This window comes from Emticicia agri, from assembly GCF_004168285.1.
Taxonomy (GTDB): domain Bacteria; phylum Bacteroidota; class Bacteroidia; order Cytophagales; family Spirosomataceae; genus Emticicia; species Emticicia agri.
On sequence record NZ_SEWF01000094.1, the window covers coordinates 1 to 8,014 of the forward strand.

At 38.5% G+C, this 8,014-nt stretch carries 9 protein-coding genes; 2 read left to right on the forward strand and 7 right to left on the reverse strand.

All coding sequences use genetic code 11. The annotated features are described in order from the left end of the window. Positions 1-385 (reverse strand): hypothetical protein (locus EWM59_RS26860; protein WP_207219964.1); only part of this gene is annotated, 385 nt, incomplete at its 3' end. 199 nt (positions 386-584) lie between these two features. After that, a complete protein-coding gene (locus tag EWM59_RS26865) occupies positions 585-1,706 on the reverse strand; it encodes a glycerate kinase (protein ID WP_130024295.1) in 1,122 nt (373 codons plus the stop codon). A 1,006-nt stretch (positions 1,707-2,712) separates the two neighbouring features. Here EWM59_RS26865 and dnaA point away from each other — a divergent pair. Then, positions 2,713-4,155: a chromosomal replication initiator protein DnaA gene (dnaA, locus tag EWM59_RS26870; protein ID WP_130024296.1), complete on the forward strand. Its 1,443-nt coding sequence runs from the start codon at positions 2,713-2,715 to the stop codon at positions 4,153-4,155. Here dnaA and coaE read toward each other — a convergent pair whose 3' ends face one another. The 5 genes from coaE to EWM59_RS26895 form a co-directional block, all read right to left on the reverse strand. After that, on the reverse strand, positions 4,156-4,749 hold the full coding sequence (gene coaE, locus EWM59_RS26875) for a dephospho-CoA kinase (RefSeq protein ID WP_130024297.1): 594 nt from the start codon (positions 4,747-4,749) through the stop codon (positions 4,156-4,158). Positions 4,750-4,934: 185 nt separating this feature from the next. Then, positions 4,935-5,327 carry a hypothetical protein gene (locus tag EWM59_RS26880; protein WP_130024298.1) on the reverse strand — a complete coding sequence of 131 codons (393 nt, stop codon included), beginning with the start codon at positions 5,325-5,327 and terminating at the stop codon, positions 4,935-4,937. 6 nt (positions 5,328-5,333) lie between these two features. Further along, positions 5,334-5,582 (reverse strand): hypothetical protein, encoded by a 249-nt coding sequence (locus tag EWM59_RS26885; RefSeq protein ID WP_130024299.1) that lies wholly within the window; start codon positions 5,580-5,582, stop codon positions 5,334-5,336. A gap of 33 nt (positions 5,583-5,615) precedes the next feature. Beyond that, positions 5,616-6,602, reverse strand: a complete 987-nt coding sequence (locus EWM59_RS26890; RefSeq protein ID WP_130024300.1) for a glycosyltransferase family 2 protein — start codon at positions 6,600-6,602, stop codon at positions 5,616-5,618. Positions 6,603-6,848: 246 nt separating this feature from the next. Next, positions 6,849-7,193 (reverse strand): YbaB/EbfC family nucleoid-associated protein, encoded by a 345-nt coding sequence (locus EWM59_RS26895; RefSeq protein ID WP_130024301.1) that lies wholly within the window; start codon positions 7,191-7,193, stop codon positions 6,849-6,851. A 309-nt stretch (positions 7,194-7,502) separates the two neighbouring features. Here EWM59_RS26895 and EWM59_RS26900 point away from each other — a divergent pair. Further along, positions 7,503-8,014 (forward strand): IS110 family transposase (locus EWM59_RS26900; RefSeq protein WP_130024302.1); only part of this gene is annotated, 512 nt, incomplete at its 3' end.

Sequence of the window (8,014 nt, forward strand, 5' to 3'; positions counted from 1 at the left end):
TTTTTTTGATCTCTATTTTAAATTCCTGCTCTGCTATCTCAATCATTTTCTGATATGCCTCAGCTCTTAAATTAGCTTCTGCTAACTCCTTCTTAAGTCTATCAAGCTCTGATTCCTCAAATTGTACTTTTTTTGGTTTAGGTTGTGGCATTTGTAAACTAAGTTGCTCTTTTAAAGATAACGGCTTTATTTTATCTTTCAAACCGAATTGTCGTAACCATATTACGATCGCTGTTCTGCATTGTACACCATTTCTTCTTTGTATGGCTATTTTTGTCTCTGAACTATTCAGATATTCTTGGCATACTCTCCATTTAAAATCTAAATCATAGTGCAATTTGTTTTGGTTGTAACCTGAGCCTTTGTTTGTCTTTGTTCTTGCCATGTTTTTATTTAGGTTTGTGTAAACCTATTTCAGGACAAGACAGACGATTTGTAGGTGTCCGCGCAGCGTCCGCTCCAAAGGGTTATGAATATCAAACGATTATACTATTATTTTGTTCCTCAAATTATATTTATTCGCAATTAGAAAGACCTTTGGAGCGGAAGCCTGCACTCTACAAAAAAATACTAATGTGTAAAGGTTAATTTTTTCTATTCGAATAAACCACATTCACTAAATAATAGGTAGCATCTCTTACGCCTTCGTGCGCAGTCTTTAGCGCATCTTCCAGGCTTTGGGGTTTATTCAGTACAGATGCAGCATACATAATCCCTATATTTCGCATTTGCTCAGGAGTAGCTCCCAGTGTGCCACATATAGCCGCTACCGGAATATGCTGTGCTTTACTGGTGATGCCCTTTACCAATTTGCCTTGCAGGGTCTGGTTATCAATTTTTCCTTCACCTGTAATAATTAAATCAACATCGGCCAGGTGTTCATCAAAATGGCAAACGTCCATCAATAATTTTACTCCTTCTTTGAGTATAGCATTCAGAAAAAACACACAACCAAACCCTAAACCACCAGCCGCACCAAATCCCGGACTATTGAATGTTTCTTCCGGTAATGAGGTGATATGGGCAAAATCCTGTAAACCTTTGTCTAAAATACTCACAGCTTCGGCATCTGCTCCTTTTTGCGGGCCATAAATACAGGCCGCACCATTGGAGCCATATAAAGGATTGGTAACATCGCAGGCTACCTGAATGATGGGCAATTGATTGGCAAGGGGAGAGGGGATAATTCTCTTTATCAGCGACAGATTACCACCAATGGCTTCTATGGCCTTGTTGTCGGCATCAAGAAACTGCCAGCCCAGGGCATTGGCCATACCTATGCCTGCATCGGTAGTGGCACTGCCCCCAATACCCATGATTATCTGCTCAACTCCAGCCTCAATTGCTGCTTTAATCAGTTCTCCGGTTCCATAGGTACTTGTCAATAAAGGATTTCGTTCGTCAGGTTTCAATAGATTTAAGCCTGATGCTGTAGCCATTTCAATAAAGGCGGTTTTGCCATCGGCCGAAATACCGTACTGGGCTTCAATAAGTCTACCCAAAGGGTTATGCACCTTTGCTGTTTTCTTTTGTCCACCCGAATACCATAGAAGCAGGTCTAATGTACCCTCACCGCCATCGGCCATTGGCAGGCTCACAGTTTCTATATCGGTAGAAACCATGCTGATTCCTTCGGTCATTGCCTGACATACCTGAGGCGCATCGAGCGAACCTCTGAATTTATCAGGTGCTAAAAGTATTTTCATCCAAGACAGATTTTTTAACTATTCAACAGATTATCATCCGGTACTGACAGGCTTAGGCTATAAAAAAGTCACTAACAGATTTTAACCACTCAATGTAGTCATAAGTTTTGATTTCAAAAGAAAATTTTCTATCCTCAACTATCTACTTAGTGAGTAACCTGACACCAGTTAGCCGCTACACAAATCTCAGCTTCTGATACAGTTTCGGGTATAATATGTTGAAATAGATTAAACCGAATAGTAAATACTATTTACGTATATTGATTGATATATTCACTAATGGTTTTTTTGTACTTTCCCAAGGTATAGTGCCGATATTCGTCTTTCCAATAAAGAAATTCCTAACGATTCTTAGATAGTTCCTTCCTTATATAGTTCCTGATCCTATCTGCCATTCTGAACCAGTTAAAAATAAATGTGTGCATAGGCTGATTTTTTTAGTTCATAACCTTACAAAACCAACTGATTGGGATGTGCCTCAGTAGAATTTATTACAGAAGCATTGACGCAATTAAGCAAGGCATCAATAGAAGCAACATAGTGAGGTTTTTCAGCGAAATTTTCGCTATTGATTGGTTTTATGGCGGTACTTTTCTTTAAATGATATTTAATTGGAAGACTTTAATTAAAGTCAATCAGAATTAAATCCTATTCTGTGATATAAACTTATACTGGAATTCTTCTTTAAACTTTCAGGCCAAAGGGTTTATTGAAATCTTTTGCACCTAATCCTCCGATAATTGTCTTTGCTGATTTTTTTTCTTGCATACTGGCATTTATCAATGATGTTTATCGATTTAATTAAATTGTACTTTTTGGTGAAAAAAAGTCAGATACCAAAGTAATTCCACAGGTACATTTTGTATTTTTATAAGGCAAAGCAAATTTGGTAAAATAATGTTTGGGATTTACTTTGAAAATACATGAAAAATCTCAAAATTCACTTCTTGGTAGGTACACAAATTTTAGTATCTTTGCACCCCTCTTAGAATCCCAATGTAGCCAAATGACTATTTTAGAAACTCCAAAAGTCCAACGTGATGTTGACATGGTTTGGCAGAATTGCCTCAAAATTATCCGCGATAGTATCTCGGAACAGAGTTATAAAACTTGGTTCGAGCCTATTATTCCGGGTAAATTAGAGGGGAAGAAGCTGACCATTCAGGTACCAAGCCAGTTTTTTTACGAGTGGCTGGAGGAGAACTATGTGCATTTGCTAAGAAAGGCATTGGATTTTTCAATCGGGCGTGATGGGACATTGGAGTACACCATTATTGTAGATAGCGGGAATCAGAAGAAAAACGAACCACCCATTGCTATCAATATGCCACAGCATAGCTCTCCGGTAGGTAGAGTGGACAATAACCCGATGAATGACCAGGTAAGAAATCCTTTCGAAATGAAAGACCTGAATTCGTTGAATCTTGATTCCTACCTGAATCCGAATTATACCTTTGATAATTTTGTAGAGGGCGACTGTAACCGTCTGGCAAGAGCAGCAGGGTTTGCCGTAGCCTCAAAACCCGGGGTAACTTCTTTTAATCCATTGATGATTTATGGCGGCGTTGGGCTGGGTAAAACACATCTGGTACAAGCCATTGGTAATTTCATGAAAAACAAAGCAGCCAATAAATTTGTGCTCTATGTATCTTCCGAAAAATTTACCAGTCAGTTTATCAATGCCATCAGAAATAACAGCCTGCAGGATTTTATGAATTTTTATATGCAGGTGGATATTCTGATTATTGACGACGTACAGTTTCTATCTGGCAAGGAAAAAACGCAGGAGACTTTCTTCCATATATTTAACCATTTGCATCAATCAGGCAAACAGATTGTGATGACTTCTGACCGACCACCACGTGAACTGGAAGGGGTAGAAGACCGCTTGTTATCACGTTTTAAATGGGGTTTAACGGCTGATTTGCAAACACCTGATTTTGAAACCCGTATTGCCATTATCCAGAAAAAAGCCCAGGCTGAAGGAATTTCGATTGCCTACGAAGTAATAGAATACCTGGCGCATAGCATTGATACCAATGTGCGTGAGTTAGAAGGGGTAATGATTTCCCTGTTGGCTCAGGCTTCTTTGACTCGCAGGGAAATTGATGTGGAACTGGCTAAAAATACCCTTCGCCATCTGGTAAAGGATTCTGAGAAAGAAGTAACCATTGATACGATTATTGAGGCAGTAACAGAACATTTCAAGGTACGTATCCCTGATTTGAAAGGCAAAAGCCGCCTGCGTGAAATTGTATTACCACGCCAGATAGCTATGTATTTAGCCAAAGAACTCACTAATTTATCGTTGAAGTCAATCGGTTATCATTTTGGTGGACGTGACCATAGTACGGTAATTCATGCCATTCAGACCGTGAACGATTTGATGGATACAGATAAAGACATCAGTAGTGCAGTAAATAAGCTATTGAAGATTTTCAGAAAGTAATCAGGCCTGTTGGGTTAGTTTTTCATGGAGTGCCAATACCTGCGGAATCAGCAGGTGTTCGTCATCATTCATAATGGTATGATTGGCAATAGAGGCAAACTGTTCTTCGGTTTTTTGTCTGTCAATAATCGCCTTAATTTCTTCCTCGTTTCTCTGAGGGTCTCGCTTCCTGATTCTTTCTATCCTGAGTCCTACCGGAGCACTTACCACTATCACACTATCAAAATCGTTTTTATCGCCTGCGGCGTTCATCAGGGCAGCTTCCCGAAGTGTGTAGGGTTTATGCTGATGCTGTAAAAACCACTGGTCGGTATCGGCAAATACACGGGGGTGAATGAGTGAATTGAGCATTTTTAATAGTTCAGGATTATCAAAAACCTGAGCCGCTACCCATTTACGGTTGTATTGCCCATGCTCGTCGTAGGCTTGTCTGCCCAATAACTCTTTGATTTCCTTGCGGAGTTGCAAATCATGATTGGTCAACCACTTGGCACGTTCGTCGGCATAATACACCGGAACCCCTAAGATTTCAAACATCTTACAGACAATGGTCTTCCCAGACCCAATGCCACCCGTAATACCTATTTTAAGCAATGTTGATTTGGTTTTAGTTTTGTAAAGATAGGGGAATTTTTAAGAGTATAAATTTTTAGGTTTCTCGTAGAGACGTATTGCATACGTCTCAAAGGACTATGAATATTTAGGAATTATTTTGTCTTGATTAGTATCTTTTAAGATTTAATTCAAAAATGGCATAGACCTGAAAATAGACCATTATTTTATCTTTCAAGAGGAATGCTCTTTATTCCAAAAGGTCCTGAACCTCTCTGGTGGTAATAATAATCAGCTTTTTTGTCAGAATATCTACCTGCACATAATAATTCAAACGTAGTAAAATTCCTATCTGATTTTATTACATATATGTCAATCCAGACTGGTAATTTATTACCCCTACATAAAAGATTCATGACTTCTATATCTGTAAGTCCATTATAAACAATATTAGTATCTTCCGGATAAACGGTTACATCTGTACCATCATCAACAGAGCTATTTAGAAGAACATTATATCTGAAATTAGCTACTAAATTTTGTTTCTTTTGCTCAATGTCAAATCTATAAGCAGCATAACTTGCCCCTAACAATAGAAATAAAAACTCTTCTTTTTCCATCTTTAATTAATCCTCCAATGAGTTTAAAGCCTCCCATATATTCTCTCTTAATTGGATAGTAGCTTCTTTCATGTCATTCCATGCTTCAGAATTAAGAACTATTTTATCGGCTTCGGGTAGGCTTAACTTTAATTCACTCCTTAAAACACGTATTGTTTCTATTTGAGAAGCACCCATTGCTCTTAAACCTAATAGTAGTTCCTCTATGGTATTAACATCGTAATTTTTGTTAAAATATTCAATATATGCTTCCATAAGTAACTATCAAATTAAAGAAAATTTTTAACGCTACAACTCCCCAAACCGCTTCTTCTTCCTTAAAAAATAGTCCAGTACAATACTTTTAGGATATATATCATTGAGTGGCTTGGGAGATTTTCTTTCTAATTTCGGAATCATGGCGTAAAAAGCAAAGTGTGCTTTCAGAATAGCCCAGATGTCTTTGAATGAACCTGCCATTAGAAATTTAATGCTTGAAATCCCATCTAATACTAATCTGGCAAAAATAGTGGTGAATAACCCGTTAGCCGGTAAATTTTTATAGAGCATCGCTAACCCGTTGCGGTAGTTCAGGAAAGTTTTGCGTGGGTTCGATTTATGGAGTGTGCCGCCACCTACATGGTAAACCGTTGAGGCAGGGGAGTAGTAAATCTGATGGCCTGCGTTTTTCATACGCCAGCATAGGTCTATTTCTTCCATATGGGCAAAAAACCGGGTATCAAAACCACCTAACTGATGGAATACATCGGCTCGCACAAACATACAGGCACCCGTTGCCCAGAAAATCTCACGGGTATCGTCATATTGTCCGGTGTCGGCTTCGCAGGTATCAAAAATACGCCCTCTGCAAAACGGATAGCCCAACCAATCGATATAGCCACCTGCGGCGCCTGCATATTCGAAATAAGCAGGCTTGTAATAATCCCGCATTTTGGGTTGACAAGCCGCAATTTTTGGATTAGCATCCATCAATTCAATGACAGGATTTACCCAGTTAGGTGTAACCTCAATATCAGAATTTAATAAGACATAATAAGTAGCCTGTACCTGTTTCAAAGCTTCATTGTAGCCTCCGGTAAAACCACCATTATGTGGCAATTGAATCAGTCTGATAGCAGGATAGGTTTGTTTCAGAAAAGTAACCGAATTATCGGTAGAAGCATTGTCGGCTACTACGATTTCACAATCTTCAGCGTTTTGTATAACAGCAGGCAGGAATTTCTCAAGAAACCCTTGCCCGTTGTAGTTTAAAATAACGATGGCAACTTTTGGCATGGAAATCCATTGAGTGATTGAGTGAATGAGTGAATGTGTGAATGAGTGATTGAGTGAATGTGTGAATTTGTCTGAACTTTGATTTAACTGATTAGCCTGATTTATCTGATTCCTGATAACCAGATAAATTGAAATATGGTCTATAGTTTGACTATTTTGAGTTCAAAATCATTATAATCATATAAATCAGGTAAATCACAGTTCAGACAGAATCACTCATTCACCAATTCACACAATCACTAAATTTTACTTATTAAACATCTTGTCAAAGTCCATGCCTGGGATATTTGGCATCATGCCTTCGGTGCTTTTTCGCAGTTCTTCTTTGGCTTTGTCTTCTACTTTTTCAAGGGCTTTATTAGTGGCAGCCACAATTAAATCCTGTAGAATTTCCCGTTGGTCTTTGCTGATTAAATCTTCATCTATTTCAATTTTTATCAGTTGTTTTTTACCATTTACGGTTACACGTACCATGCCTGCACCCGATTCTCCGGTTTCAGTTATTTTTCCTAAATTCTCCTGTGCTTCCTGCATACGGGTCTGCATTTCTTTCATTTTTCCTGCCAGCCCGAAAATATCTCCCATGTTCATAATATATATCTGATTAAGTGATAAACATTTTTTCAAAGACAAAACTACAAAAAAGAGGACGTCTCAAAAGAAAATCGTACGAAATATTATTTGGTGGAATTTTCTCCTCACCCTCTAAATCTCCCTCTCCTGAACAAGGAGAGGGAGACTTTTAGCCCCTCCCCCGAGGGAGAGGGGTTGGGGTGAGGATTTTCCCAAATAATATTTTGTGAGATTTTCTTTTGAGTTTGTATGTTTGAAAAAATAGCTTCGGAATCAGTTTCACAGTAACTTTAAGTTAACAGCAGTGAAAACCAAAAACCGAAGCATATGAAAACAAAAGTAAGAGATTTTAGCGGAGAATCAATCTATGTAGGGATTGATTCACATTTAAAGAGTTGGAAAGTGACAGTGATGTCTAAAGAGTTGATGCTTAACTCCTTTACCCAACCACCAGATAGTGTACAACTTTCTGCCTACTTGAAGGGACATTATCCCGGAGCCGATATTCATTGTGTGTATGAAGCGGGATTTGCAGGATTCAATATTCAACGTCAGTTAAGTTCAGCAGGTATTAATTGTATAGTAATTCACCCTGCAGATGTACCTACAAGTGATAAGGAGAAACGTCGTAAGAGTGATAGCATAGATAGTGGAAAGTTGGCCAGAGGGCTAAAAAACGGAGATTTTAAAGCCCTTTATGTTCCTCCATTGGAACAACAGCAGGACAGGTCACTACTGAGGGTTTATGATAGACTTACCCGAGATATAACCCGGGTAAAGAATCGGATAAAATTCTTTCTGATGTATTTTGGAGAAGCTATCCCTGTTGAATTGCAAAC

Coding starts and splice junctions, on each gene's coding strand:
- EWM59_RS26865 (WP_130024295.1), bottom strand. CDS start 1,706: ATGAAAATACTTTTAGCACCTGATAAATTCAGAGGTTCGCTCGATGCG.
- dnaA (WP_130024296.1), top strand. CDS start 2,713: ATGACTATTTTAGAAACTCCAAAAGTCCAACGTGATGTTGACATGGTT.
- EWM59_RS26880 (WP_130024298.1), bottom strand. CDS start 5,327: ATGGAAAAAGAAGAGTTTTTATTTCTATTGTTAGGGGCAAGTTATGCT.
- EWM59_RS26885 (WP_130024299.1), bottom strand. CDS start 5,582: ATGGAAGCATATATTGAATATTTTAACAAAAATTACGATGTTAATACC.
- EWM59_RS26890 (WP_130024300.1), bottom strand. CDS start 6,602: ATGCCAAAAGTTGCCATCGTTATTTTAAACTACAACGGGCAAGGGTTT.
- EWM59_RS26895 (WP_130024301.1), bottom strand. CDS start 7,193: ATGAACATGGGAGATATTTTCGGGCTGGCAGGAAAAATGAAAGAAATG.